This is a genomic window from Acinetobacter sp. NIPH 2100 (genome assembly GCF_000369805.1).
Lineage (GTDB): Bacteria > Pseudomonadota > Gammaproteobacteria > Pseudomonadales > Moraxellaceae > Acinetobacter.
Genome location: NZ_KB850224.1, coordinates 22,515 through 47,383 on the forward strand (window position 1 = coordinate 22,515; position 24,869 = coordinate 47,383).

The 24,869-nt window shown below is 41.4% G+C and carries 24 protein-coding genes; 13 read left to right on the forward strand and 11 right to left on the reverse strand.

Features of this window, described 5'->3' with window-relative positions; all coding sequences use genetic code 11:
* The first annotated feature begins 81 nt into the window (after positions 1-81).
* On the forward strand, positions 82-1,437 hold the full coding sequence (mnmE, locus tag F887_RS17775; RefSeq protein ID WP_005290607.1) for a tRNA uridine-5-carboxymethylaminomethyl(34) synthesis GTPase MnmE: 1,356 nt from the start codon (positions 82-84) through the stop codon (positions 1,435-1,437).
* Between the two features lie 450 nt (positions 1,438-1,887).
* A complete protein-coding gene (locus F887_RS17770; protein ID WP_005290608.1) occupies positions 1,888-2,556 on the forward strand; it encodes an isochorismatase family protein in 669 nt (222 codons plus the stop codon).
* A 151-nt stretch (positions 2,557-2,707) separates the two neighbouring features.
* Here the strand turns inward: F887_RS17770 and F887_RS17765 are convergent, their stop codons facing one another.
* A complete protein-coding gene (locus tag F887_RS17765) occupies positions 2,708-3,889 on the reverse strand; it encodes a PilT/PilU family type 4a pilus ATPase (protein WP_005290611.1) in 1,182 nt (393 codons plus the stop codon).
* A gap of 438 nt (positions 3,890-4,327) precedes the next feature.
* Here F887_RS17765 and F887_RS17760 point away from each other — a divergent pair, with 438 nt between their 5' ends.
* Entirely contained in the window at positions 4,328-5,026 is a 699-nt protein-coding gene (locus tag F887_RS17760) for a DsbC family protein (protein ID WP_005290614.1), read from the forward strand.
* A 59-nt stretch (positions 5,027-5,085) separates the two neighbouring features.
* Here the strand turns inward: F887_RS17760 and F887_RS17755 are convergent, their stop codons facing one another.
* The 3 genes from F887_RS17755 to guaD all read right to left on the reverse strand — a co-directional run bounded on the left by F887_RS17755 (position 5,086) and on the right by guaD (position 7,637).
* Complete coding sequence (locus F887_RS17755) at positions 5,086-5,337, reverse strand: GlsB/YeaQ/YmgE family stress response membrane protein (RefSeq protein ID WP_005290618.1); 252 nt, start codon at positions 5,335-5,337, stop codon at positions 5,086-5,088.
* Positions 5,338-5,565: 228 nt separating this feature from the next.
* Complete coding sequence (hpt, locus tag F887_RS17750) at positions 5,566-6,096, reverse strand: hypoxanthine phosphoribosyltransferase (RefSeq protein WP_005290621.1); 531 nt, start codon at positions 6,094-6,096, stop codon at positions 5,566-5,568.
* Between the two features lie 224 nt (positions 6,097-6,320).
* The gene (guaD, locus tag F887_RS17745) at positions 6,321-7,637 is read right to left on the reverse strand and encodes a guanine deaminase (protein ID WP_005290624.1); all 1,317 of its coding nucleotides are present in this window, start codon (positions 7,635-7,637) and stop codon (positions 6,321-6,323) included.
* A gap of 187 nt (positions 7,638-7,824) precedes the next feature.
* Here guaD and F887_RS17740 point away from each other — a divergent pair, with 187 nt between their 5' ends.
* Positions 7,825-8,298 carry a hypothetical protein gene (locus F887_RS17740; protein WP_005290627.1) on the forward strand — a complete coding sequence of 158 codons (474 nt, stop codon included), beginning with the start codon at positions 7,825-7,827 and terminating at the stop codon, positions 8,296-8,298.
* 221 nt (positions 8,299-8,519) lie between these two features.
* On the opposite strand, the gene F887_RS17735 is transcribed toward F887_RS17740, so the two are convergent.
* Both F887_RS17735 and F887_RS17730 read right to left on the reverse strand, forming a co-directional pair.
* Entirely contained in the window at positions 8,520-9,680 is a 1,161-nt protein-coding gene (locus F887_RS17735) for a glutathionylspermidine synthase family protein (protein ID WP_005290630.1), read from the reverse strand.
* A gap of 21 nt (positions 9,681-9,701) precedes the next feature.
* Entirely contained in the window at positions 9,702-10,091 is a 390-nt protein-coding gene (locus F887_RS17730) for a hypothetical protein (RefSeq protein WP_005290634.1), read from the reverse strand.
* 172 nt (positions 10,092-10,263) lie between these two features.
* On the opposite strand from F887_RS17730, the gene F887_RS17725 reads away from it, so the two are divergent.
* Entirely contained in the window at positions 10,264-10,863 is a 600-nt protein-coding gene (locus tag F887_RS17725; protein ID WP_005290637.1) for a nucleotidyltransferase family protein, read from the forward strand.
* 54 nt (positions 10,864-10,917) lie between these two features.
* Here the strand turns inward: F887_RS17725 and F887_RS17720 are convergent, their stop codons facing one another.
* Complete coding sequence (locus F887_RS17720) at positions 10,918-11,874, reverse strand: TerC family protein (RefSeq protein ID WP_005290640.1); 957 nt, start codon at positions 11,872-11,874, stop codon at positions 10,918-10,920.
* Between the two features lie 259 nt (positions 11,875-12,133).
* Complete coding sequence (locus tag F887_RS17715; RefSeq protein ID WP_005290643.1) at positions 12,134-13,084, reverse strand: LysR family transcriptional regulator; 951 nt, start codon at positions 13,082-13,084, stop codon at positions 12,134-12,136.
* A 105-nt stretch (positions 13,085-13,189) separates the two neighbouring features.
* Between F887_RS17715 and F887_RS17710 the strand changes: the two genes are divergently transcribed.
* The 4 genes from F887_RS17710 to F887_RS17695 are packed head-to-tail and all read left to right on the forward strand — an operon-like array spanning position 13,190 to position 17,011.
* The gene (locus tag F887_RS17710) at positions 13,190-14,419 is read left to right on the forward strand and encodes an acyl-CoA dehydrogenase family protein (protein WP_005290646.1); all 1,230 of its coding nucleotides are present in this window, start codon (positions 13,190-13,192) and stop codon (positions 14,417-14,419) included.
* A 15-nt stretch (positions 14,420-14,434) separates the two neighbouring features.
* The gene (locus tag F887_RS17705) at positions 14,435-15,556 is read left to right on the forward strand and encodes a phosphotransferase family protein (RefSeq protein ID WP_005290650.1); all 1,122 of its coding nucleotides are present in this window, start codon (positions 14,435-14,437) and stop codon (positions 15,554-15,556) included.
* Positions 15,553-16,251 carry a histidine phosphatase family protein gene (locus F887_RS17700; RefSeq protein WP_005290653.1) on the forward strand — a complete coding sequence of 233 codons (699 nt, stop codon included), beginning with the start codon at positions 15,553-15,555 and terminating at the stop codon, positions 16,249-16,251. Before F887_RS17705 ends, F887_RS17700 begins: the two co-directional genes overlap by 4 nt.
* A gap of 16 nt (positions 16,252-16,267) precedes the next feature.
* Positions 16,268-17,011, forward strand: coding sequence for an SDR family oxidoreductase (locus F887_RS17695; protein WP_005290656.1), 744 nt, complete (start codon positions 16,268-16,270; stop codon positions 17,009-17,011).
* Between the two features lie 527 nt (positions 17,012-17,538).
* Here F887_RS17695 and mpl read toward each other — a convergent pair.
* A complete protein-coding gene (gene mpl / locus F887_RS17690) occupies positions 17,539-18,900 on the reverse strand; it encodes a UDP-N-acetylmuramate:L-alanyl-gamma-D-glutamyl-meso-diaminopimelate ligase (RefSeq protein WP_005290660.1) in 1,362 nt (453 codons plus the stop codon).
* 221 nt (positions 18,901-19,121) lie between these two features.
* Here mpl and F887_RS17685 point away from each other — a divergent pair, with 221 nt between their 5' ends.
* The 4 genes from F887_RS17685 (at position 19,122) to F887_RS17670 (ending at position 23,312) form a co-directional block, all read left to right on the forward strand.
* Positions 19,122-19,475, forward strand: a complete 354-nt coding sequence (locus F887_RS17685; protein ID WP_005290663.1) for a DMT family protein — start codon at positions 19,122-19,124, stop codon at positions 19,473-19,475.
* A gap of 134 nt (positions 19,476-19,609) precedes the next feature.
* Positions 19,610-20,122: a 5-(carboxyamino)imidazole ribonucleotide mutase gene (purE, locus tag F887_RS17680; RefSeq protein WP_005290665.1), complete on the forward strand. Its 513-nt coding sequence runs from the start codon at positions 19,610-19,612 to the stop codon at positions 20,120-20,122.
* 166 nt (positions 20,123-20,288) lie between these two features.
* Complete coding sequence (locus F887_RS17675; protein WP_265596640.1) at positions 20,289-21,416, forward strand: 5-(carboxyamino)imidazole ribonucleotide synthase; 1,128 nt, start codon at positions 20,289-20,291, stop codon at positions 21,414-21,416.
* Positions 21,417-22,016: 600 nt separating this feature from the next.
* On the forward strand, positions 22,017-23,312 hold the full coding sequence (locus tag F887_RS17670; protein WP_005290672.1) for a lytic murein transglycosylase: 1,296 nt from the start codon (positions 22,017-22,019) through the stop codon (positions 23,310-23,312).
* Positions 23,313-23,371: 59 nt separating this feature from the next.
* On the opposite strand, the gene F887_RS17665 is transcribed toward F887_RS17670, so the two are convergent.
* Both F887_RS17665 and F887_RS17660 read right to left on the reverse strand, forming a co-directional pair.
* On the reverse strand, positions 23,372-23,743 hold the full coding sequence (locus F887_RS17665; RefSeq protein ID WP_005290675.1) for a hypothetical protein: 372 nt from the start codon (positions 23,741-23,743) through the stop codon (positions 23,372-23,374).
* A gap of 132 nt (positions 23,744-23,875) precedes the next feature.
* On the reverse strand, positions 23,876-24,784 hold the full coding sequence (locus F887_RS17660; RefSeq protein WP_005290678.1) for a matrixin family metalloprotease: 909 nt from the start codon (positions 24,782-24,784) through the stop codon (positions 23,876-23,878).
* Positions 24,785-24,869 lie beyond the last annotated feature (85 nt).

A 24,869-nucleotide genomic window follows, 5' to 3' on the forward strand; every position in this document is an offset into this window, starting at 1 on the left:
TGGTAATCTTAGGCGGATTTTTCTTTGTCTGTATTTAGGGTTATCCATTGTATAACCCGCTCGTTTTTAGGTGAATTTAACATGCAACATCAAACCACTATTGCTGCGATTGCTACCCCATTAGGTCGTGGTGGTGTGGGGGTGATTCGACTCTCTGGACCGAAAGCCTATGCGATAGCAGAGCAACTAACCCAGAAAAAACTTCCTGCTGCACGAATGGCAGGCTTCCGTCAGTTTTGTGATGCCGATGGCTCGGTGATGGATGAAGGGATTGTGTTATGTTTCCCTAACCCACATTCGTTTACAGGTGAAGATGTGGTGGAATTACAGGGGCATGGTGGTCCTGTCATCCAAAATGCGTTGCTGGCACGTTTACTCGATTTGGGCGCGACTGCTGCAAAAGCGGGTGAGTTTTCCATGCGTGCCTTTGAAAATGGCAAAATGGATTTGGTACAAGCAGAAGCAATTGCCGATCTGATTGATGCGACCTCACAAGCTGCAGCACGTTCTGCGGTCCGCTCTTTGCAAGGTGCATTCTCAACCAAAATTAATACAGTTTTAGAAAAACTGATTCACTTGCGTTTGCATGTTGAAGCGGCCATTGATTTCCCAGAAGAAGAAATTGATTTCCTTGCCGATGGCAAGATTTTAGCGTTATTGGATGATGTACAGGATTCAGTTCAAGCGGTACAGCAGTCTGCACGCCAAGGACAGCTATTGCGTGAAGGTTTACAGGTGGTGATTGCCGGCAAACCGAATGCAGGGAAATCCAGCTTGTTAAATGCATTGGCTGGGCATGAGCGTGCGATCGTGACTGATATCGCTGGTACTACTCGTGATGTATTACATGAAAAGATCAGCTTAAATGGTTTGCCGATTACCCTAACTGATACTGCAGGTCTACGTGAAACTGGCGATATCGTCGAGCAAGAAGGTATTCGTCGTGCCATCAAAGAGATTGAACAGGCTGATCTATTGCTATTGGTTTATGACCTAAATCAGGGGGATGAACCTTTGCAATTGGCACATGAATATTTTGCAGAGCATCTTGAGCCAAAACGTTTGCTATTGATTGGCAATAAATGTGATTTAACGGGTCAGGATGCTGCCTTAAGTGATTATCAAGGCTTCCGTCATATTAGTGTCTCTGCAAAACAGGATATGGGTGTTCAAGCGCTTATAGAGGCGGTTACAGCACATGCTGGCTTCCAGCCTGAGGAAGACACCTTTATTGCTCGAACACGTCATTTAGACGCAATGAAGCGTACTCAGCGCTATTTATCTGAAGCACGTGAGCAACTTGTGGTATTTAATGCGGGTGAACTGGTGGCAGAGTCATTACGTTTGGCGCAAAATGCATTGGGTGAAATCACAGGTGATTTTAGTGCTGATGATCTGCTGGGTAAGATTTTTGGTTCGTTTTGTATTGGCAAGTAATTGATTTTATTTTTATATTTTTAGAAATTGAAAAGAGGAGAGAAAGCACGCTGTTGATGACAGAGTGCTTTTTTATCTCCATTCCACTTTTAATCAACGAGCATTGCCCAAGTTGATTTTAAATCTTTTGAACGTGGGCAGTGCCAGATCGAATAGATCCCTTTATTTTGCTCAGTATTCTCGGTTTTATCGAGTTTGCTGCCGATTGTTTGCCTTTTTTTGATGCTATTGAGCCAAAAGAGGGGGAAGGAAAAGACGTTACAAGATAAAACATTGTTAAGCTTTATTAAATTAATTGTTTTTATTAACTTGTAAATTAGGCGAGGAAAATGCTCTTAAAATAAGCAATAATGTATTGATGGAACAATAAATCATTTCGTGGTCTCGCCTCAAAACTTCCATTTTCATACTGGAAGATAATTAATATTAATAAGCTCAGAGGTGTTATTTATGGCTGCAACGAATGGGATGCTCGATCCAAATGATTCAGTGATTTTACTGATCGATCATCAAAGCGGATTATTTAATACGGTACGAGATGTACCCGTGCCAGATTTACGTCACTATGTGACAGCAATTGCAAAAGCTGCAACGCTGTTAAACATTCCTGTGATTACCACTGCCTCGGTACCTGATGGTCCAAATGGTCCATTAATACCTGAAATACACCAGTGTGCTCCCCATGCAGTCTATGTCCCTCGAACAGGACAAATTAATACTTGGGATAACCCTCGATTTGTCGAGGAAGTGAAAAAAACAGGCAGAAATACATTGATCATTGCAGGTACGCTGACCAGCGTTTGTATGGCATTTCCTGCTGTGAGTGCGCGTCTAGAAGGCTATAATGTGTATTGTGTGGTAGATGCATCCGGGAACTGGAGTAAAATGGCCACAGAAACAACTCTCGCGCGTATTACCCAAGCTGGCGCAATTCCAACCGATACCTTTGCGATTGTGGCGGAATTAATGCGAACATGGAATCGTCCAGAAGGTTCCCGTTTTGCTGAAATTATTTCAGAGCATATCTGTCCCGAATACAAGTGTTTGATGGAAAGTTATGCCAAGGCCCAGGCTGTTGTGAAAGATGGCCCTGAAACCCTGTTAGACCAATATCAATAATTAATTTTTATGAGGCAGTCTGAAGGTTGGGCTTGAAATTGAAGTAGCCGATTGGTAGAGCGTTTTGAGCTCAGCTATTATTCATTATTTTTGAGAAAGATTGTAAAGATGAAACCGCTTTGGTTGATCGTGACCCAAGCGGTTTTTTTAATTAGCTTTGTTCTTGCTCTTCTTCAGGCTTTTCTTCCTGTACTACATTTAAAGCGGTCATCATGGCGACAGGCGAACCTTCTTGGCGCGTACTTTTTAGCTTGATCTGTAAACGCAGCTCATTGACTGAATCGGCATTACGTAAAGCTTCATCGTAGCTGATTGCACCTTCGTTATAGAGCTCGAATAGCGCTTGATCGAAGGTTTGCATACCCAGCTCGCGTGATTTGCTCATGATCTCTTTCAGTGCGTGGAATTGCCCTTTTAGAATATTGTCTCCAATTAATGGGGTATTCAGCAAAATTTCAATTGCTGCACGGCGACCTTGACCGTCTTGAGTCCTGACCAAACGTTGCGAAATAATCGCTTTCATATTGGATGAAAGGTCCATGAGCAATTGATTACGGCGTTCTTCTGGGAAAAAGTTAATAATCCGATCCAAAGCTTGATTGGCATTGTTGGCATGTAAGGTGCCCAAGCAAAGATGACCTGTTTCCGCAAAGGCAATTGCATGTTCCATGGTTTCTGTATCACGGATTTCACCAATCAGAATCACATCGGGCGCCTGACGTAAGGTGTTTTTCAAGGCATGCTGCCATGAATGACAATCAACACCGACTTCACGATGGGTAATCATTGATTTTTTGTGTTTATGTACGTATTCCACAGGATCTTCAACGGTGATGATATGCCCCGCTGAGTTTTCATTTCGGTGGTCAATCATGGCCGCCAATGAGGTGGATTTACCTGAACCTGTTCCACCGACCACCAGCACTAAACCACGTTTTTCCATAATCACATTTTTCAAGGATTCTGGGAGTTTTAGCTTTTGGAAGGTTGGAATTTCAGAAGTAATCGTACGAATCACCATGCCAATCTGTAGCTGTTGCTTAAATACATTGACACGGAAACGTGAAACATTGGGTACATTGATTGCAAAATTGCATTCCCATTCATTTTCAAATTCTTGGCGTTGTTTTTCATTCATTAAGCTATAGGCAAACAGCTTGGTTTTATCTGCTGTTAAGGCTTGTTGTCCCAAAGGTCGCATTAAGCCTTGAAGTTTAATACTCGGTGGAAAATCTGCGGTGATAAATAAATCTGAACCGCCATATTCCACCACTTTGGTGAGCATATGAAACATAAAGGTTTTGGCTTCTTCTAATAGTTCCGCGCTATACATTGATGTACCTAAATTTTAAGATGAAATGGTGTCCATCCCTATGATATGACTAAAATCGTTCGATAATACAAACATATTTTGATGACTTAAAAGTTAAGTTTACTTATCGATATCTATTTCCTTTGAGTTGATGCTTTTTTATCGAACTATTCCCTGCTTCCTGACGAATTGGAACAGATTATTCCAAAAAGAAAAGCTGTGAGCTACTGAGTTTTTAAAATATTAAATAAATATCAATATGATGTATCAATATTGTCAGTTTTTTACCAAATATATGGTTTAAGTTTGGCAGGTTATTTTATGGATCTATAAGCTTCGATGTTCCACGTGAAACATGGCTAGGGTTGGTTGATTTTTGGTTGTTGCTCAGTAAGCTAAGCTGTTTGTCGATCAGAGAGTGATTACAATAGCCACTGATTTTTGAATAGAGTGTCAGTCATGTTAAAAAAAATTGGGATATTCTCATTATTAAGTTGTGTTTCTGCAATGAGTTTCGCCAATGTGGAGGCTTTAAAAAACAATTTAGCCAAGCAGTATCCCAATATTCAAGTGACCAATATTCAAACCACAGAAATGCCCAGCCTATATAGTGCAAGTCTGGATAATCAGATTATTTATTTAGATGAAAGTGCAGAACATATGTTTGTGGGCTCTATGGTCCGCTTAAAAGATCAAAAGAATCTCACTAAAGATTTAGTACTAAAACAAAACTCGATTGACTGGAAACAATTGCCTTTTAAAGATGCCATTAAAACCGTTAAAGGCACTGGAAAGCACGAGCTTGTTGTATTCTCAGACCCAAATTGTTCTTATTGTAAAAAATTAGAAGCAGAGCTAGATAAACTCAATGACGTCACGATTTATACGTTTATGTATCCATTAAAACCACAATCCATTGCAGTGGCTAAATCGGTTTGGTGTGATGCAAACCAAGCTTACACCTGGAAAAACTTGTTGCAAAAAAATGTGCAGCCGAAAGAAAAAAGCTGTGCCAACCCAATTGAACGTAATCTTGAGTTAGGGCGTAAATTGGGTGTGGATGGTACACCGACATTGATTTTTGGCAATGGTTTAAAAATGGTTGGCGGGCGTAGTGCTGAAGAAATTCAAATGATTTGGAAAGAGTTAGGTTTATAAATCGAAAAAGGACAACTCCCAATCCATTGCTTAAAATGAATAGGGAGTTGTTTATTTGTTTAGCTTTTTTTGGTGACTAACTTATAGATAAATAAAATAATCACGGCACCCAGTACGGAAGCAATAAAACCAGCTGCCGAATTTTCGGCATATAAGCCGAGTAAGCGGCCACCATACGTAGCCAGTAATGAACCTGCAATACCCAATAAGGTTGTTACGATAAAGCCTGCTTTATCCTCACCTGGATGTAGCGCTCGGGCAATTAAACCAGCAAAAAAACCAACGACGATTGCCACAATTAGAGACCACATTGTCTTTCTCCTTGTTTTAACAGTGATATTTCTTACTATCCTGCTTGATCTGCTCTTGCTTTGTCTGTAGTGGATTGCCTATTTGTGTCGTATTTTTGTGCATTCTTTAGCAGGGTTTGTTTAAATTAAAGCAATAAAAAAGGTGCCCGAAAGCACCTTATGTAACAGCAATGATTCGCTCATTACATATCTCATAAGCATTGAAGAAATGCGAATGAAGTTTATAAATTAAAGACCAATCTCACCGATAAAAGGTAGGTGACGATATTTTTGATCGAAATCCAAACCATAACCCACAATGAAACGATCTTCGACTTCAAAACCTAAAAATTTTACTTCCAAAGGAATTTCACGGCGTGATGGTTTACTTACCAAGGTACACAGTTCAATTGAGTTTGGATTACGTGTTTGAAGCATCTCGACCACTTTGCTTAAGGTGTTGCCTGAGTCGATAATGTCTTCAACCACAAGTACATCTTTACCGTGAATTTCACCATCGAGATCTTTGAGGATCTTTACGTCGCGTGATGAAATCGTCGTGCCATTAACATAGCTAGAAACGGTCATAAAATCGAGTTCGTGTGGCTTTTCAATTGCACGGCATAAGTCTGCCATAAAAATAACTGACCCACGCAACAAGCCAATCAATACCAGTTCTTTATCACTTTGAGCATAGTGTGCATTGATTTTTTCGCCAAGTTCTTTCACTTTGGCTTGAATCTCTTCACTTGAAATCATAATGCGCATTGCAATGGTCATCGGTAGATTCCTAAAACTTAAAAACGGGAAAATAAAAAAGGTGTTGACCTGCAACACCTCGAAATCTTGAGCTAATCTGCCAATTTTAAAACAAAATCACTTTTCATGCACCTTTTGATGGTGAAGAAAATGTTTCATTTTGAGCAGATGCGCTGTCACGTTTTAACAGAACAGCACATCCAACAGCAACGAACAACCACCCAAGTCTTTGTTTGTTTAAACGTTTAGTTTTGGCTGTAGGCTTTCTGTCCATAAATATAGGTTGCCTCAATATTGCGGTCATCACCCATGGTGAATAGTGCAAATACGCTGTCTTCGACCGATTTTGAACGGGATTGACGTAATTGTTGCAATGCCGTTGGTTGGAGATTGAGCACTACAAAATCAGCTTCTTTACCTAAGTTAAAGTTACCGAGCTTGTCATCTAAATCCAAGGCTTTTGCACCACCCAGAGTTGCATGATACAACGATTCAAATGCAGAGAGTTTATCACCCTGTAACTGTTGGACTTTGTAGGCTTCATTTACGGTTTGCAATAAGCTAAACGAGGTCCCTGCCCCAACGTCTGTACCCAAACCGACTTTAACTTGCTGTTCCCAAGTCTTTTTCAATGGAAATAAACCACTGCCCAAGAACAGGTTTGAAGTTGGACAAAACGCAATGGCAGAGTCGGTATCATGCATACATTTCCATTCTGCATCTTCCAAATGAACGCAATGCGCAAATACAGAACGTTGGCCCGTTAAACCATAATGATGATAAACATCTAAATAGCCTTTTTGTTCAGGGAATAAATCTTTTACCCAAGCGATTTCATCTTTGTTTTCACTTAAATGCGTATGCACATAGACATCTGGAAATTGTGCTTTAAGTTGTCCTGCTTTTTCCAACTGTTCAGGCGTAGATGTTGGCGCAAAACGTGGTGTGATCGCATATAACGCTCGACCTTGACCATGCCACTTTTCAATCAGTGCTTTAGAATCATCGTAGCCGCTCTCTGCGGTATCACATAGGGCTTCTGGTGCATGACGATCCATCATCACTTTACCTGCGATTAAACGCATCTGGTGCTGTTCTGCGGCTTCGAATAAGGCATCTACAGATTCAGGATGAACCGTACAGAATACCAATGCAGTGGTGGTGCCATTTTTAAGCAGTTCATTGACAAAAAATTTGGCAATGTCTTGTGCATACGCTTTGTCTTTGAACTGAATTTCCGTGGGGAAAGTATAGGTGTTCAACCAGCTTAGGAGTTGTTCGCCGTAGGCACCGACCATTTCAGTTTGTGGGAAGTGAATGTGTGTATCGATCATGCCTGGGATGATCAGTTGTTCTGGATAATGTTGAATATCAACGTTTGCAGGAAGATGGGCTTGAGCGTCGTTCCACGTGCCAAACCAGCGAATTTTGCCTTGTTCCGTGATGAGGACACCATCTTCGATATAACGAACTTGATCGGCAATTTCAGCAGCTTGGGAAACGGTTTTTTGAATATCTAAGAAACGACCACGAATCACCGTGATTGGAGTAGCCAAAGTCATAACAACCTACAATTTTACTTTTTTCGGTTGATTGTACCTGATTTTGCCAAATTTACTGGATTATTCGGCTAATTAAAGCCGTTAAAACGTGTATAAATGTGAGTAATAGATTGAATCAATTCACTTTACTTTTGAGTGGAAATGCGTAAATTGTCAGCAATAATGATACTTCTTGAGAAAAATACGTATGTATTATTGGAATACTAAAGCTTTGGCGCATGAGTTGGCTGAGGACACTTTAAGTAAACAACATTATAAAAACTATTATCTTGCAGCAGCATTGGTGGTGAGTGTGGTGTATTACTACGGTATGTACTCGCCTTATTCTGATGCGCGTGTAATTGGGGTTGAAGCAGTACTGACTCTTTTGATTATGTTAATCGGAATTCAACGGACTTATCAGGCCAATGGTGGTGATCAAGGCATTCATTTCTTAAATCGGATAACAGCCCTGTCATTTCCTATTTTGATGCAGACAACAGTTGCAGGCATTGTCTTTGGTATTGTGCTGTTGGCGATTTATCAATATTTTGGTTTGGCTGATGCTGTGTTTGACATATGGTATGAGTGGTGCGTTTCAGCGTTTACGATTTTTTTGCAGATTTTATTTTTTACTCGCTTGATCGCGTATATGAAACGTGTGGCAACACATACGATTTAAATCAATAGTAATGATTCTATGGATCTCGTTTGTTCTATTATTTGATATAGGTATTTAGCGTACTTTTGATGGATCAAAAGTAACAAAAATCCTCTGTTTAGCTGATGATACATCCATCTATCACAGCTAAACCAGCAGCATCCATGCCGCCTAGCGCGAGAGAATGTAGGGGAAATTTTAAAAAAATAAAAACTGTAGATGATTTATATAAATTACGTCTTTTATTCTACAAAATAATGTGCAGCAAAATGAGCATCATTGCCAATAATGTCATAGCAGTCTTCTCGAATGGACATCCCCGCACATTGATGTCCGACCATCCATAAACCTAAGGTTGGTAATTGACCCGAAAATGATGGTGTATCCACCCATTTTTGCACCACATAACCATACTTATCATAGTCTTCAAAATAAAAGCTTCCTGAGGCAGCGCCTTGATCTTGACCATTTTGTAACACCCGAATATTGGCCCCTTCTCTTGCCAAAATTGGTTTTTTTACCCATTTTTCAGCGTACTTTTGCTGTGGATCAAAGGCGTGAGTTTCGAGTAAAAGAGGATGATTGGGATAGCGTTTCCACAGCTCGACTAAAATTGCTTTATTAGAGAGCAGCATTTTCCAACAAGGTTCAATCCACTGTGTTTGAGGACTGAGATATTGCGAAAAAGATTCTTCCCAGATCCATTCCCATGGATAAAGCTTGAACAGGTTTTGAATGGGATGATGATTTAAATCAACAAAGCCTTGTCCGTTCCACCCGATGTTCTCCATCGAGAGTTCAGAGACTTGCAGATGGGCTTGAAAGGCAGTATCCATTAAATATTCTAGATTACCCCAATCCTCTCGCCCTGCTTCCTGACATGCAGCAAAATGGAGATGACTGCCACGCGGTAGAATGGTTTTCCAACGTTTAATCAGGTCTTCATGGATACTATTAAATTGATCTCGATTGGGAATACCTGAAACTTGTTCGATCCATAACCATTGCGCCACAGATGCTTCAAGTAAGCCCGTTGGCGTATCTGCATTGTATTCTAGCATTTTGATGTTACGGCCATCGTAAGCGAAGTCAAAACGTCCATACAACATTGGTGCATTCTGTTGCCATGATTGTTCAATATGTGCGATTGCCGCAGTGGGTAGATGGAAGTAATCGGGGTAATTACCGCGCTGAATTAGATCACCTGCAACCGATAAACACATTTGATGTAATTCATTGGCAGCATCTTCAAGCTGTTCAATTTGTTTCAGGCTAAATTCGTAGGCAATGCCTTCCGACCAGTAAATTGAGCCGTCCAGTGAGGGTAAATTATAATAATCAAAGCCAATATTTTGGTGTTCAATTTGCCAATCTGTACGTGGGGTGAAGATTTTTCTTTTCATTTTAAATATCAGTTTTTGAAATTAACCACCAAAGGAAAAACCGCCACGACCAAAGCCGCCACGGACAGGAGATGATGCAGAATAGGTTTTTGCCGTAGTTGAAATGGAGGGTTGCCCAACGCTGAGATTGCTACGTGGACGTAAGCTATTGCCACGGAATGAGACTTCACGGTTGTTTTGATAATACTGTGGACCTAAATAACGTCCTGATCCAAAGCCACCATAGTAGCGAACCCCAGCAGTGGAACCGCTACTGCCTGAGCTATTTTCTTCTTCGCAGGTTTCAGTATTCCAGTCTGCTGCACAGTCATATTGACTGTTGTAGACATCTTGGACCAATGGCCCATCATTATGGCTGCATGCCGTTAATAATAACGGTACGACCACTAAGTTAATTTTTTTAGAACGCATGAGACCCCACTCATTTTAATTGGCATGATCAACATAAATTGGTGAACAGCCTTGTTTTATTATGTTTCTGATTAGGAAAGCCGACATATGATATTGATCTGTGCTTTTAAAGTACAGAGCACTAAGGCATGATTATGTGTGGATTCAATAAATATATGCAGTTGATTGAAGCATGAAAAACACGCATGAGTATTATCAATCGATCCTTTTCGAGATGATTACTCAATCCCCTGCGCTTTCTGCAATATTGCAGACATTATCTCATTTATATCCCCAGGCGTATTTAAGTGCTGGTGTGCTGCGAAATACTGTGTGGGGACATTTACATGGTCAATCTTTTGATTTGAAATATAGCGATGTAGATGTGATTTATTATGATGCAACAGAAATGGATCAATATTCACAAAAGCAGTTGCAACAGCATCTAGAACAATTGTTTCCACAACAGCAATGGGATGTGGTCAATCAAGCATTGGTGCATACATGGTATTGCAAAGATAATGGGGAACGGATTCAGCCGTTGCTGTCGATTGAACAGGCTTTATCGTTATGGCCTGATACAGCAACAGCCCTTGCGGTACGGTTAAATGCTTTAGGAGAACTGGAATTGATTGCGCCGTTTGGCTTACAGGATTTATTTGAGTTGAAACTTTGCTGGAATCCAGCATTGGTCAGTTACGCCACGTTTAAAAAGCGTATCGATTCTAAACAATGGTTACAGCAATGGCCTCTATTACAAGCAATTGATCCAGAAATAGAAAATATTGAGTGATGAGTTCAAAATCAAAAAAGGGCCTGCATTGAGACCCTTTTTATGTTCAAGCTATTATTGCGCTTGGCGCTTATTATGACGTATTGATAGATAAGCGGTGATGCTTAATACCAGTACGATAAAGCCTAATGAGATCCAGATTGGCATATGGAATACATCGAGCAATAACATTTTCGCACCAATGAACAAAAGGATAATACCTAAGCCATAAGGTAAGTAATGCATCTTACTTGCCGCACCAGAAAGTAAAAAGAACATCGCACGTAAGCCCAAAATCGCCATCAAGTTTGCAGTTAAAACAATGAACGGGTCAGTGGTGACTGCGAAGATCGCAGGAATGGAGTCAACAGCGAAAATCACATCAGACGCTTCAACCAAGATCAACACTAAAAATAAAGGTGTTGCCCAGAGTAAGCCATTTTGACGGACGAAGAAGCTATTACCATGCAATTGTGGTGTGATACGCATATGTTTGCGTAACCATTTCAGGAACTTGATGTCTTCAATATTAGTGTCTTCTTCATCCTGTCCTTTCAGGAACTTAAAGCCTGTGTAGACTAGGAACGCACCGAAGATATACAGCACCCAAGAGAATTCTTGTACAAACCACGCTCCAATAAAGATAAAGATGGTTCTTAAGATAATTGCACCGAGTACGCCATAAAGTAAGATTTTACGCTGGAAAGCAGGCGGGATCGCAAACGCTGCGAAAATCATCAACCAAACGAAAACGTTATCAATCGCTAATGATTTTTCCAGTAGATAACCTGCGAAATACTCCATGGTTTTTTGGTTTGCAATGGTTGCGCCTACAGTTTGTTGTAGGTAGAACCATAAACCACCACCAAATAGCACCGCGACAGTGACCCACGCGATACTCCAGTAAGCAGCCTGTCTGATTGGAACATCTTGGTTTTGTTTTTGTTTAAAGCCTAAAAAGTCGACGACAAGCATGACCGCGACGAGGCCGAAGAACACGGCGTATAGCCATAAATTACCGATAGTTTCCATCACAACTCCCTATCTGGCAAATGGGCATAAAAAAACCTTGACCAGTTGCCAGATGAATTAATACACCTGTTTCAACATGATCAAGGTCTTGCCTACATCACAATTGAGTGTGATGCTCAGAGTCCGACTTTTTGCAAAGTGTAATGACGAAACTCTGACACCTAAGGCAGTTTTGCACTTAGGCTTGGAGGAGGCTACTCCCCTTGTCAAATTCTGTATGGATGATGACATCCAAAGATGTACATAGAATTACATACTTTTATAAAATGTGCAAATCTTCATCAAATGCGTGGGTATTAAAAATTTTTAAAATTTCTGCGCGTAAAAATTGATGGCGTGGATTGTGTTTGACATGCTCATGCCAATACATGCCCATATTGATTTTAGGTAGTTCGATGGGTAAAGCATGAATATTCAGATTTTCAGCATAATGTAGGTTTTTCAGAATACTCTTAGGAATGGTTAAAATGGCATTTGGGTGTTGCGCTAACACCTGTAAAGCTGTCGAATAGTGCTGGCAGCGTAGAAAAATTTGCCGGGACAGTTGTTGTCGATTCAGATAAATATCTTCAAGTAATAAGCCTGTACGCCGTGATGACACACCAATATGTGGCGAGGATAAATAGAACGACAAGTTCATCTCAGGTTGTTGGGTACACACCACAAAATGGTCATCAATCAGATTTTCAAACTGCAAATGAGCTTGATGGGGTTGAACCAGATCAATCACAAAATCAATTTGCTGCGCAGAGAGATCGGCCAGCATATTTTTACGATCCAGTTTCGAACTTAAAAACTGAATATCCAAATTCAGTAGAGCAAAATGATTGACCAGCTCAGGAAAAATAATCGGTTCGATTTCATCGTGAATGGCAATTTTCAGGCTTTGTAACATGCTTGGCACAAAGTCGTGTTGAGGTACTGCAATCTGCTGGATCGTCAGCAATGCAGCCTGAATCGGTTGATAAATTTGTTCGGCATATGGCGTGGGCAACATCTTTTGTCCGCTACGGACAAAGAGTTCATCACCTAACTGAGTGCGTAGGCGCTGTAAGGCGTGGCTGACGGCAGATTGGCTGATACAGAGGAGTTGAGCTGCTTTTGAAATGCTGTTTTGCTCAAAAATGGCAATAAAAAGAGGATACAGATTGATATCAATGCGATGGAAATTGCCCACTTCAAGTGGATGACTATTATGAATCTGATTCATAGTTTTGAATAAAATTAAATCATTTCATTCATAATAAATTTTCACTTATGGTGATGTAAAGCAGCGAATCAATATTCGACACATTTTACATTGAGGGAAATGATGATGTTTGCATTATCTGAGCGCGCACAGGATTTTATTGCACGAACAAAAGCCTTTATCCAACAAGAAATTGAACCGATTGAAAAGGCATTTTGGGATGAAGTTCATCATCTCAATGTGGATGGTGACTGGACCAAGTGGCAGTGGCCTGAACAATTACAACAATTGAAAGATAAGGCTAAAGCGGCTGGCCTATGGAACATGTTTTTACCCGATGCGGAGCTGGGTGCAGGTCTATCGGTTCAGGAATATGCTCATATTGCCGAACTGACTGGACGTAGCTTACTTGCACCAACCGTATTTAACTGTAATGCGCCTGATAGCGGTAATATGGAAGTGTTATGGCGCTATGGTAGCGAGGCGCAAAAACAGCAATGGTTGCAACCTTTGCTCGCAGGAGAAATTCGTTCAGTGTTCTGTATGACTGAGCCCGCTGTGGCTTCCAGTGATGCCACCAATATGCAGGCCACGGCGGTGATTGAGGGCGATGAAATTGTACTGAATGGCCGCAAATGGTGGTCATCGGGCTTGGGCGATCCCAATGCCAAAGTGATTATTTTCATGGCTTATACCCCAGACCCGAATAAAGACCGTCATCATCAACATTCGATGGTACTTGTGCCGATTGAAACGCAAGGCGTGAGCATTGAACGAATGTTGCCTGTGTTTGGTGATTACGATGCACCGCATGGACATGGACAAGTCAATTTTGACAATGTGCGTGTGCCAGTCAGCAGCTTTATTGGGGGTGCAGGACAAGGTTTTGAAATTGCACAAGGTCGTTTAGGGCCTGGACGTATTCACCATTGTATGCGTTGTATCGGCGCAGCAGAAAAAGCCTTGGAGTTGATGATTGACCGTGGCATGTCACGCAAAGCCTTTGGTAAAGAAATTCTTAAACTGGGCGGTAATTTAGAACGTGTGGCTGATGCACGTGTACAAATCGATCAAGCTCGCTTATTGACACTATATGCAGCGTATAAGATGGATAGCTTGGGGAATATGGCGGCACTAACCGAGATATCTGCGATTAAAGTGGTCGCACCGACTGTATTACAAAACGTGGTGGATATGGCGATTCAAATCCACGGTGGCGAAGGCGTTTCACGTGATACCCCGCTGACTGCATTTTTTAACCAAGCACGTAGTTTACGTTTGGCCGATGGACCAGATGAGGTTCATAAAGGCATGATTGCCAAATTAGAACTCAAAAAACGTGGCTATGGTCGTTGATAAGGATAAAAGCAAATGGCAGTAATTGATGTTGGCGGTCAGATTCGTCATGGCGAAGAGCTGGATATTGTAGCGGTTGAAGCTTGGTTAAAAAAACAAGGTGTGAAGCTGCAGGGACAAGCACAAGTCACTCAGTATTCAGGTGGCGCATCAAATTGGACTTATCGGCTACAGTATGACAATAGCGATCTGATTCTACGTCGCCCACCGAAAGGCACCAAAGCCAAATCAGCACACGATATGGCACGTGAATACAATGTGCAGAAGCATCTTGCACCGTTTTACCCTGTCCTGCCTGAAATGATTGCGCTGTGCCAAGATGACAGCGTGATTGGTTGTGATTTCTATGTGATGAAGCGGATTGAGGGCATTATTCCACGTGCGAATCTACCCAAGGAATTACAGCTGGATGAGCCGCAGGTACAGCAACTTTGCCTGAATGTCTTAGATAAATTGATTGAGCTGCATCAAGTGCCTTATCAAGGCACAGAGCTAGAAAAACTGGGTAAAGGTGAAGGCTATTGCCGCCGTCAGGTCGAAGGCTGGGATGCGCGTTATCGTAAGGCGCTGACACCGAATGTTCCTGATTTTGTGTTTGTGCGTCAGTGGTTGCTGGAACATATCCCAACCGATGCTAAAACTTGCGTGATTCATAATGACTGGCGTTTTGATAATGTCATTTTAGATCCACAACAACCGACTCAAGTGATTGGGGTGCTGGACTGGGAAATGGCGACGCTCGGTGATCCATTGATGGATTTGGGCAGTGCTCTCGCCTACTGGATTCAGGACGATGATGATGCTTTGATGAAATCCAGCCGCCGCCAACCGACCAATTTAAAAGGCATGCTGACACGACAACAAGTGGTCGATTATTATTTGGAAAAAACAGGTTTGCAGCCTGACAACTGGGCATTTTATGAAGTGTTTGGTTTATTCCGTTTAGCCGTGATTGCCCAACAGATTTATTATCGCTATTACCATCAACAAACAGATAACCCAGCTTTTAAAGATTTCTGGATTATGATTCATGCCTTACATATTCGGGCCTTGAAACTGATCGCGGAAGATCATCTGCAAGCACGACCCTTGATTGCTGAATATGGCGCAAAACTACAGGATATTTTAAAACGATGACCACAATTTATTTGGTACGACATGGGCAAGCATCATTTGGTGCTGCAAGTTATGATCAGCTTTCTGCCAAAGGTGAACAGCAAGCGCAGGTCGTGGGTGATTTTTTTAAGCAAACCCTGAAGCAAACGCCATTGGTTGTGGCTGGTTCGATGCAACGCCATCAGCAAACAGCGCAATTGGCATTATCGCAAAGTTTTTGTGATGCGCCCATTCAAACCGAATCGGCATGGAATGAGTTTGATCACCAACATGTATTTGCACAATACGAACCGCGTTTTAATCAGCCTGAATTATTGAAGCAGGATGTTGAATTGGTGGCCAATCCACGTGCTTACCTTGCCAAAATTTTTGATGGGGCGATTGATCGTTGGATTGGAGAACAATATGACCATGAATATCATGAAACCTGGTTGGGTTTTCAGTCTCGGGTAGAAAATGCCTTACAGCTGTTGTGTCAGCACATTGATGCAACCCAGCAGCGTCAAGCCGTGGTATTCAGTTCTGGCGGTGTCATTTCTGTGGCAGTTGGTAAGGTGTTAGGTCTGGATGCCAAACAGATTTTTGCACTGAACTGGTCAATTGCCAATGCCAGTATTAGCACGTTGCGTTGGAGCGATGGTCGTTTGCAATTACTCAGTTTTAATGAGCATCATTATTTAAAAGCGCGTGATGCTGAACTTTTAACATGGATTTAAAAAATAGGTGGCAGGCATGGCAAAAACGATTTTAATTACAGGTGCAAGTTCGGGTTTAGGCGCAGGTATGGCGCGTGAATTTGCAGCCAAAGGCTACAATCTGGCGCTTTGCGCACGACGTTTAGAGCGCCTAGAAGCGTTACAACAGCAGTTGCAAAGCCAGTTCTCAATTCAGGTCAAGATTAAGATCCTTGATGTGACCCATTACGATGATGTGTTTACTGTGTTTAAAGCCTTTCAGCAAGAATTCGGCAGCATTGACCGAATTATTGTAAATGCAGGTGTGGGTGATGGTCGCCGTATTGGTAAAGGTCATTTTGAAGTGAATCGTGCTACGGCAGAAACCAATTTTATTTCTGCCTTGGCGCAGTGTGAAGCGGCAGTTGAAATCTTTAGAGCGCAAAACAAAGGGCATTTGGTGGTGATTTCATCCATGAGTGCGATGCGTGGTTTACCAAAGCATTTATCGACTTATGCCGCCAGCAAAGCAGCGGTAGCGCATTTGGCAGAGGGCATTCGTGCGGAGTTGTTGGGCACACCAATTAAAGTCTCGACGATTTTCCCTGGTTATATTCGCACTGAACTGAATGAAGGTGCCAAGAAACTACCTTTTGAAGTTGATGAGAAGACGGGAAGCAAGGCCTTGGTCAAAGCAATTGAGAGAGAGCCTGTAAAAGCCTATGTGCCGCAGTGGCCGTGGTTGCCAATGGGGATTGCAATGAAGATTTTGCCGTTAAAATGGGTGAATAAATTGAGTTGATTGCAATTTAAAAATGGATGGAAAATATCTCTATTCGGCAAGATTTCACAGCCTCATATAGGCTGAATAGTCGAGTTGTTTGGGTATAGGCGTTTCCTTACTTTTCAAAGATGAAAAGTAACAAAAATCTTTTGTTGGACTGATGGTATATCCCTATACCACAGTCCAACGGGCGGCATCCATGCCGCCGTCACAATAGTAAATATCAGCAAGAAATTAATTTAATCTGAGTTCGACAAGAAAGATGATACGCGTAAACGTCATCCACAACCTGAGCTAACTAAAGCGTTTAAAGCTTTGAGTTAGCGTAAGACAAACAAAGTGCGTAGTTTGTTGCTCAAGCATAGCTTTCACCTTACGGTACGGCAAAGATTATTAATCTTTGCTATTCGTCCCTCAGGTTTTGCCTACTTTTCCCGAAAGAAAAGTAGGGCGAGCCGCAGGCTGATCCAGAAATTAGATAAGAACTTGCAAGACTCCGTTAAGACAATAGTTTTTCAATAAGTTAAAGAAAGTGTTGACTTTAATTACGACAACGCTGTAATCAACTTTTGGTGTAAACCACCAAAACCGCCATTGGACATGATCACCACAGCATCCCCCTCACCTGCTTCATTCACCACACGGGTAATGATGTCATTTAAAGAACGACTGACTTCTGCCTTATTTGATGACGCTGCAATGATGGGTTGTAAATCCCAATCTAGACCTTCTGGCTGATACCAAATCACTTCATCCGCTAAACGAGCTGAATGCGCTAAACCATCTTTATGGCTGCCCATACGCATGGTATTTGAGCGGGGTTCAATGATCGCCCAAAGTTTACGTTCACCTAAACGTTTACGTGCGCCGTCTAGTGTCGTTTCAATTGCAGTTGGGTGATGGGCAAAGTCATCATAGACTTCGATACCACGAACCGTGCCTAATAGCTCCATACGACGTTTTACCCCACCGAAGTTGGATAATGCTTCACAAGCCTGTTCAAGGCTAACACCCACGTGCTGTGCAGCAGCAATGGTCGCTAAAGCATTGGCAACGCTGTGCTGCCCTGTCATATTCCATTTCACTTCACCGACCACTTTGCCGTGCTCAAGTACTTTAAAGTGACTACCATCAGCACTGATTAACTCAGCAGATAAAGCAACTTGCTCATTTGGCTCTAGACTGGTACGAATCACAGGTGTCCAACAGCCCTGCTCCAATACTTCATCAATATTGGTTTCAGTAATTGGCGCAATAATACGACCTTCACTTGGAATGGTGCGCACTAAATGGTGGAACTGTTTTTGAATTGCAGCAAGATCATCAAAAATATCGGCGTGATCAAATTCGAGGTTGTTTAAAATCGCGGTTTTAGGATGATAATGAACGAACTTAGAACGTTTATCAAAGAATGCAGAATCATATTCATCTGCTTCGACACAGAAATATTTACCACCACCTAAACGTGCGCTTTCGCTAAAACCCAATGGTACGCCGCCGATCAAGAAACCCGGATTTAAACCTGCTTGATCTAGTACCCAAGCCAACATGGTGGTGGTGGTGGTTTTACCATGAGTGCCTGCGACACCGAGCACATGTTTACCTTGGAGCACATGGTCTGCCAAGAATTGTGGACCAGATATATAAGGCAGGCCTTCATTCAGCATGTATTCAATTGCATCAATGCCACGTTTCATGGCATTGCCGACGATCACAAGATCAGGATGCGGTTGTAAATGGCTACGGTCATAGCCCTGCATCAATTCAATACCTGCATTTTCCAGTTGAGTTGACATCGGTGGATAAACATTGGCATCTGAACCTGTGACTTTATGTCCTAAATCTCGTGCTAACAGAGCCAAAGACCCCATAAATGTGCCACAAATACCCAAAATATGCAGATGCATAACGCGCCTTCTCCACTGCTTGTCATACAGCACGGTATCGTATGTATGATTGTCGTTATCAATAAAAATCAAACGCAACGATAGCAAGGCTTGCATGGAAAAGATAGTCAAAATTCGTTGTTATTGTTTAGTTCTAATTGCACAGATGAATGCTAAAATTTCAGCGTTTTTACAAGCATTTCATCTTTGCTGTTCAACCTTTATTTGGATAAAAGCACATTATGTTAAGCCCTACTCTTTTAGCGTTATGTTTGTTGATTATTTCCAACTGTTTTATGACCTTGGCATGGTATGGGCATCTGAAAATTCTACATGATGCGCCGATCTGGCAAGCGATCTTATTTAGCTGGTGTATTGCCTTGTTGGAATACAGTTTCATGATTCCCGCCACAAAGTTACTCAACCAGCATGGTTGGAGTCTGGGTGAAATGAAAATTACCCAAGAAGTCGTGACATTAATGGTGTTTGTGCCCTTTATGATTTTTGTCTTTAAACAGCCTTTTAAGCTCGACTATATCTGGGCAATGTTTTGTTTAATGGGCTGTGTCTATTTTGTATTTCGAAATCAGAGCTAATTTTTCATAGATCAGTTGACGCGTTCTTTTGTTGGGGATGCCTGAAAAAAAGGCTATAATATTTGCCAATTTATTCCCTCGTGCTTGGCGTAAGTCGAGATACTTGTCTATTTTATCATGTTTTGGAAAAGCCAATGAATGCGGTCGCAACAGATAGCCAACCTTTAGTCGGAATTATCATGGGTTCTCAATCAGATTGGGCAACACTTGAACATACCGCTAACATGCTCAAACAATTGGGTGTTCCTTTTGAAGCTGAAGTGGTTTCTGCGCACCGTACGCCAGATCGTTTATTTGAATATGCTGAAACAGCACGTGATCGTGGTATCCAAGTGATTATTGCGGGTGCTGGCGGTGCTGCACATTTACCAGGCATGTGTGCGGCTAAAACTGATTTACCAGTATTAGGTGTACCGGTTAAATCATCGATTTTGAATGGTGTTGATTCATTGCTTTCGATTGTGCAAATGCCGGCAGGTATTGCAGTGGGTACTTTGGCGATTGGTCAGGCTGGTGCGACCAATGCTGCAATTTTGGCAGCACAGATTTTAGGTTTAACCCGTCCAGACATCGCTAAAAATGTGGCTGACTTCCGTACTGCACAAACAGAAAAAGTATCGAGTAATAACATTCCTGGCCATGAATGAGGATAAGCAAAGCAACGCTTTGCCCGAATGCAAGACAAGGACTTTGTCCGAGTAAGAGGATAAGCAAACTTAAAGCATTGCTTTAAGGCTTTGCCCTGAGGAGCATAAGCTCCGCAAGAAGACGAGTAAGAATGTTGTTTTAAGGCTTTGCCCGAGCAAAAGAGTTATAGATATGAATAAAACCATTGGCATTTTTGGTGGTGGACAGCTTGGTCGCATGATGGCGCAGGCAGCATTACCACTTAATATTCAATGCACCTTCTTTGAAGCGGAAACGGATTGCCCTGCTGCGATTCTAGGCCCTGTTTTCTCGAGCCAAGCGGCACAGGGTTTACAGGATTTCATTGCCAGCGCAGATGTATTTAGTCTTGAATTCGAAAATACACCTGTTGCGGATGTGGATGTTTTAACCCAAAGCAAAACCTTACACCCTCCTCGCCTCGCGTTAGCGACTGCACAAAACCGCTTGGCTGAGAAAAGTTTGTTTGATGAGTTAAACATTCCTGTTGCGCCGTATCGCGCTGTGGATAGCTTAGAGAGCTTAAAACAGGCTGTTACTGATCTTGGCTTACCTATTGTCTTAAAAACCGTAACAGGTGGCTATGATGGCAAAGGTCAGTTCGTGTTACGTACGGAAGATCAAATCGACACGGCTTGGGCTGAGCTCGGTCCTGCAAAAAGCTTGATTGCAGAAAGTTTTGTCAAATTCAGCCGTGAAGTCTCGATTATTGCGGTACGTGGACAGAATGGTGATGTAAGAACTTGGGCATTGGCAGAAAACCATCATCATCATGGCATCTTGTCACATTCAATTGTGCCTGCGCCAAATAGTGTTGATTTACAGCCTGTTGCACAAGACTATATTACCCGTTTGTTGAATCACTTAAATTATGTGGGCGTACTCACGCTTGAACTGTTTGTGACTGAACAAGGCCTCTATGCCAATGAAATGGCATGTCGTGTCCATAATTCAGGACACTGGTCGATTGAAGGTGCGATTTGTTCGCAATTTGAGAACCATATTCGTGCTGTTGCTGGTTTACCTTTAGGCTCAACTGAAGTGATTCGTCCAACGGTGATGATCAATATTATTGGTCAGCATCCAAAGTCTGAGGATGTTTTGGCACTGAATGGTGCGCATCTACATCTCTATAATAAGTCTGAGCGTACAGGTCGTAAGCTAGGACATATTACATTGATGCCGAATAATTCAGATGATTTAACCAGTTTATGCCGCCAATTGGCTCAGATTTTACCTGTGCCATTGGCATTAACAGCGGATATGAAGCTCTAAACTTATCCACAATAGCTAAAAAAGCGGTCTTCGGATCGCTTTTTTTATTGCATATTCTTTTTTAAATTTAAAAAACAGGAATTAATCTGTTGTGGATAACTTGGTTGTGTAATTTTGAATTTAAAATAATGATGCGTGTTTGAATTTAAATGCGGGTGGATAAGTGACACTGTTTTTTAAATTCAAAATAGAGAGCCTGTTTTAAATTTAAAAATAAGGCGATGGTGGGCTTTTAAGTTTAAATGATGGGGCTGTGGATATCTATTTTCTCTGAAATAATGATATAAAAAATATAAGTTTATCGTCTTGTTGATGTTCTGATTGAATCAATCACTATTTTATTGGAAGAAATGAATTTAAAAGTGAATCAAATTTTTAAATTCAAAACCGTTATGTGAGCTGGTATTGTGGTTTTTGAATTTAAATAAGGCTTGTTGATAACTTTTAAATTTAAAATAAAGCCTGAATTATGAATTTAAAAGTAAGGTTTTAAATTTAAAAACCGAGAAATGAATTCAAAGTTACGTTTCCAAACTATACATCTTGATAGAGCATGTTAAGGTGGAGAGGAAATTTAAATTCAAAATTTTTGGTTCAGTCATGAAACGTCATTTTTCTTTTTTTCTAGGCACTGCCTTATTTACTTTTTTTAATCATGCGCATGCCGAGCTAGTCATTAATGGTGCAGCAGTTTCGACACCAACGACGACAGCACCTGTAAGCAGTAATTATACGCCAAATTCCAATTTTCAGGGCTGTATTGCCAATTTGCGTTCGCAAGCGATTGCTTCAGGTGTTTCTGGAGCAACTTATGATCGTTATACGCAAAATTTAACGCCTGATTATTCTGTGATTGATAAATTAAATTATCAGCCTGAATTTTCGACCCCAATCTGGGATTATTTGTCTGGCCTTGTGGATAACGAACGTGTGCAAGCTGGACAGCAAAAATTAAATCAACATCGTGCCGTCTTGAACCGAGTTGAGCAGGCCTATGGTGTACCTGCAGAAACAGTGGTTGCCGTGTGGGGCGTCGAAAGTAATTATGGTGATATTTCCGGTAAATATCCTTTATTACAGGCTTTAGGGACTTTAAGTTGTGAAGGTCGCCGTCAAAGCTATTTCCGTGGTGAGTTTTTTGCCACCATGCGTATTTTACAACGTGGTGATTTAACTCAAGATCAGCTGTACGGTTCATGGGCAGGCGCTTTTGGTCATACCCAGTTTATGCCATCGACCTATGAACGTTTAGCGGTGGATTTCGATGGCGATGGTCGTCGAGATTTGGTTTCAAGTACCACTGATGCCTTGGCTTCGACAGCAAATTTCTTAAAGAAAGCAGGGTGGCAAACGGGTATGCCATGGGGCTTTGAAGTCAAAATCCCATCAGGTATGTCGATCTCTGGTGAAAGTCGCCGCAATAAAAAAGCACTGAATAGCTGGATTGCGCAAGGAGTCACCCGCGCGGATGGTACAGCCTTAATCCAAGGTAATTTATCAGGCAGCACGCCAGCAGGACTGATCTCTCCAGCAGGTGCCAACGGTCCAGTGTTCTTGGTCTTTAAAAACTTTGATGCGATTTATAGTTATAACGCGGCCGAAAGTTATGGTTTAGCCATTGCACATTTATCAGATCGTTTACGTGGTGGCACGCCATTTTTAACCGCTTGGCCAACCGATGATGCGGGTACATCGCGTGCAGAACGTCGTGAAATTCAACAGTTTTTAGCGCAACGTGGCTATGATATTGGTGCGGTTGATGGATTGATTGGTGATAAAAGTCGTCAGGCCATTCGCCAAGAGCAAACCCGTTTAGGCTTAAATCCAACAGGACGTGCGGGGCAGCAGATTTTACGTGCTTTCCGTCAGGAGCAGGCGAAGCAAATGATGCAATAAATCTGTATCAGATAAAATAAAAAAGGTCTGCGCAGTGCAGACCTTTTTTATTTCTATGTTTAGGGTGCAGCGTCTAATTTAACTGCTTCTAAAATATCAAAAATTACCGCAGTGACATCTTGGCTTAAATCACGATCATTAAAGATTTCATACGCTGTGATGGTGACATCAGTATCACTTGGTAATTGTTTTTGTTCTTCTTCAATCAAATGTTCGATTGGCAATAATGTCTGTTTAACTTCTAAATGTAGAATCTCGTTATAAGCCACATTTTCATCTTCAAGTTCGACTTCTTGCTCATTGAAATAAGGAATTAAAATCGAGTGTAAGTAGGGGCTAATGTCTTGAATATTTAAGAGTTCGATATCACGAGTCTGTTCAATCGTACTGATGTGGTCGTTCACTTCAATTAAGATATGATAATAACTCATGCTGATCTCCGTTAAGCCTAAGATGATGTTTTAACACCACAATAGCATGAATAAATCAAAACAATCGACCCATTCTTGTTATTGCTTAGCACATCATCTTATATCCACTGAGGATAATCTATTGATCAGCTTTTAATCTGCCAAACCAAGTAACTTAAGATCAGTTTCTGTAAGTTGAAAGTTTTTGGCATCTTGTTCTTTAATGCGCGGATACATTAAAGACTTTGGGTCACGAGTATGCTTGAGACCGAGTGCATGCCCAAATTCATGTGCCAATGTTAAGCGTAAGTCATCGATTGAAGAAAACTCATAAATAAAAATCTGTTTTCCATCAAATTGACCTTTGTGTAGCACTTCTGGCTTGAAGGTCTGATTAAACTCATCAACAGATGCTGTGAGTTGTTGATGAATCTGCTTTGATTTTTCAGCTTTTAACTGATTTTGCTGAACTTTTTTATTGTATTCAGCAATTTTTGCTTGCAGCTTTAAGGCTTGTTGTTGCAACTGTTGTTGCTGTTTATGTAAAACAGAGAATAGTGCTTTATTAGTGTTGTCCGCCTGATATTGGGCTAAGCCTTGCTGATATTGCTGAAGATGAGTTTCATAGGCTTGCTTTTGTAGCTCAAGCTGAGCATTGCTTTCAGTCAATTCTGCATTGATCTGCTGCAATTTCTCATTTCGGTTGAGCCAATTTTGTTGCTCCTGCTCAAGTTGACCTAAGCTTTCTGCGCGTTTCATACTCCGAATTTGACGTTGGTCAAAAACCAAATTAATTGCAAAGTCTGCTTCTGGATCATAAATGAAATATTTTTGTCCCGTGTTTTTTTCCCAAATTGCAGCAGCCTGTTTACTGAGCTCAATCATTTGTTGTTGATCGATATTCAAGCGTGGGTCAAGCTCAGCAATACGATAACGCAGAGGTTGTTCTGTGCTATAGCGAACTTGCGACTGTACCGATGGAGTCGAAGAAATTTTAGCAAAAACGGGAGCAGGGGCTAGCAAGGTAAAACATGCAGCCAACAGGAGAGACAAAAGACGCATAATTGGAGATAAAACATGAAAGAGGTCACATTTTATTCAATTAAAAACATTAGTCAAATTGATGGCCTGTAGAGTTTCTTATGAG

Bases quoted from the DNA above. Each gene is read 5' to 3' on its own strand.
- mnmE (WP_005290607.1), top strand. From the start codon at position 82: ATGCAACATCAAACCACTATTGCTGCGATTGCTACCCCATTAGGTCGT.
- F887_RS17770 (WP_005290608.1), top strand. From the start codon at position 1,888: ATGGCTGCAACGAATGGGATGCTCGATCCAAATGATTCAGTGATTTTA.
- F887_RS17765 (WP_005290611.1), bottom strand. From the start codon at position 3,889: ATGTATAGCGCGGAACTATTAGAAGAAGCCAAAACCTTTATGTTTCAT.
- F887_RS17760 (WP_005290614.1), top strand. From the start codon at position 4,328: ATGTTAAAAAAAATTGGGATATTCTCATTATTAAGTTGTGTTTCTGCA.
- F887_RS17755 (WP_005290618.1), bottom strand. From the start codon at position 5,337: ATGTGGTCTCTAATTGTGGCAATCGTCGTTGGTTTTTTTGCTGGTTTA.
- hpt (WP_005290621.1), bottom strand. From the start codon at position 6,096: ATGACCATTGCAATGCGCATTATGATTTCAAGTGAAGAGATTCAAGCC.
- guaD (WP_005290624.1), bottom strand. From the start codon at position 7,637: ATGACTTTGGCTACTCCAATCACGGTGATTCGTGGTCGTTTCTTAGAT.
- F887_RS17740 (WP_005290627.1), top strand. From the start codon at position 7,825: ATGTATTATTGGAATACTAAAGCTTTGGCGCATGAGTTGGCTGAGGAC.
- F887_RS17735 (WP_005290630.1), bottom strand. From the start codon at position 9,680: ATGAAAAGAAAAATCTTCACCCCACGTACAGATTGGCAAATTGAACAC.
- F887_RS17730 (WP_005290634.1), bottom strand. From the start codon at position 10,091: ATGCGTTCTAAAAAAATTAACTTAGTGGTCGTACCGTTATTATTAACG.
- F887_RS17725 (WP_005290637.1), top strand. From the start codon at position 10,264: ATGAAAAACACGCATGAGTATTATCAATCGATCCTTTTCGAGATGATT.
- F887_RS17720 (WP_005290640.1), bottom strand. From the start codon at position 11,874: ATGGAAACTATCGGTAATTTATGGCTATACGCCGTGTTCTTCGGCCTC.
- F887_RS17715 (WP_005290643.1), bottom strand. From the start codon at position 13,084: ATGAATCAGATTCATAATAGTCATCCACTTGAAGTGGGCAATTTCCAT.
- F887_RS17710 (WP_005290646.1), top strand. From the start codon at position 13,190: ATGTTTGCATTATCTGAGCGCGCACAGGATTTTATTGCACGAACAAAA.
- F887_RS17705 (WP_005290650.1), top strand. From the start codon at position 14,435: ATGGCAGTAATTGATGTTGGCGGTCAGATTCGTCATGGCGAAGAGCTG.
- F887_RS17700 (WP_005290653.1), top strand. From the start codon at position 15,553: ATGACCACAATTTATTTGGTACGACATGGGCAAGCATCATTTGGTGCT.
- F887_RS17695 (WP_005290656.1), top strand. From the start codon at position 16,268: ATGGCAAAAACGATTTTAATTACAGGTGCAAGTTCGGGTTTAGGCGCA.
- mpl (WP_005290660.1), bottom strand. From the start codon at position 18,900: ATGCATCTGCATATTTTGGGTATTTGTGGCACATTTATGGGGTCTTTG.
- F887_RS17685 (WP_005290663.1), top strand. From the start codon at position 19,122: ATGTTAAGCCCTACTCTTTTAGCGTTATGTTTGTTGATTATTTCCAAC.
- purE (WP_005290665.1), top strand. From the start codon at position 19,610: ATGAATGCGGTCGCAACAGATAGCCAACCTTTAGTCGGAATTATCATG.
- F887_RS17670 (WP_005290672.1), top strand. From the start codon at position 22,017: ATGAAACGTCATTTTTCTTTTTTTCTAGGCACTGCCTTATTTACTTTT.
- F887_RS17665 (WP_005290675.1), bottom strand. From the start codon at position 23,743: ATGAGTTATTATCATATCTTAATTGAAGTGAACGACCACATCAGTACG.
- F887_RS17660 (WP_005290678.1), bottom strand. From the start codon at position 24,784: ATGCGTCTTTTGTCTCTCCTGTTGGCTGCATGTTTTACCTTGCTAGCC.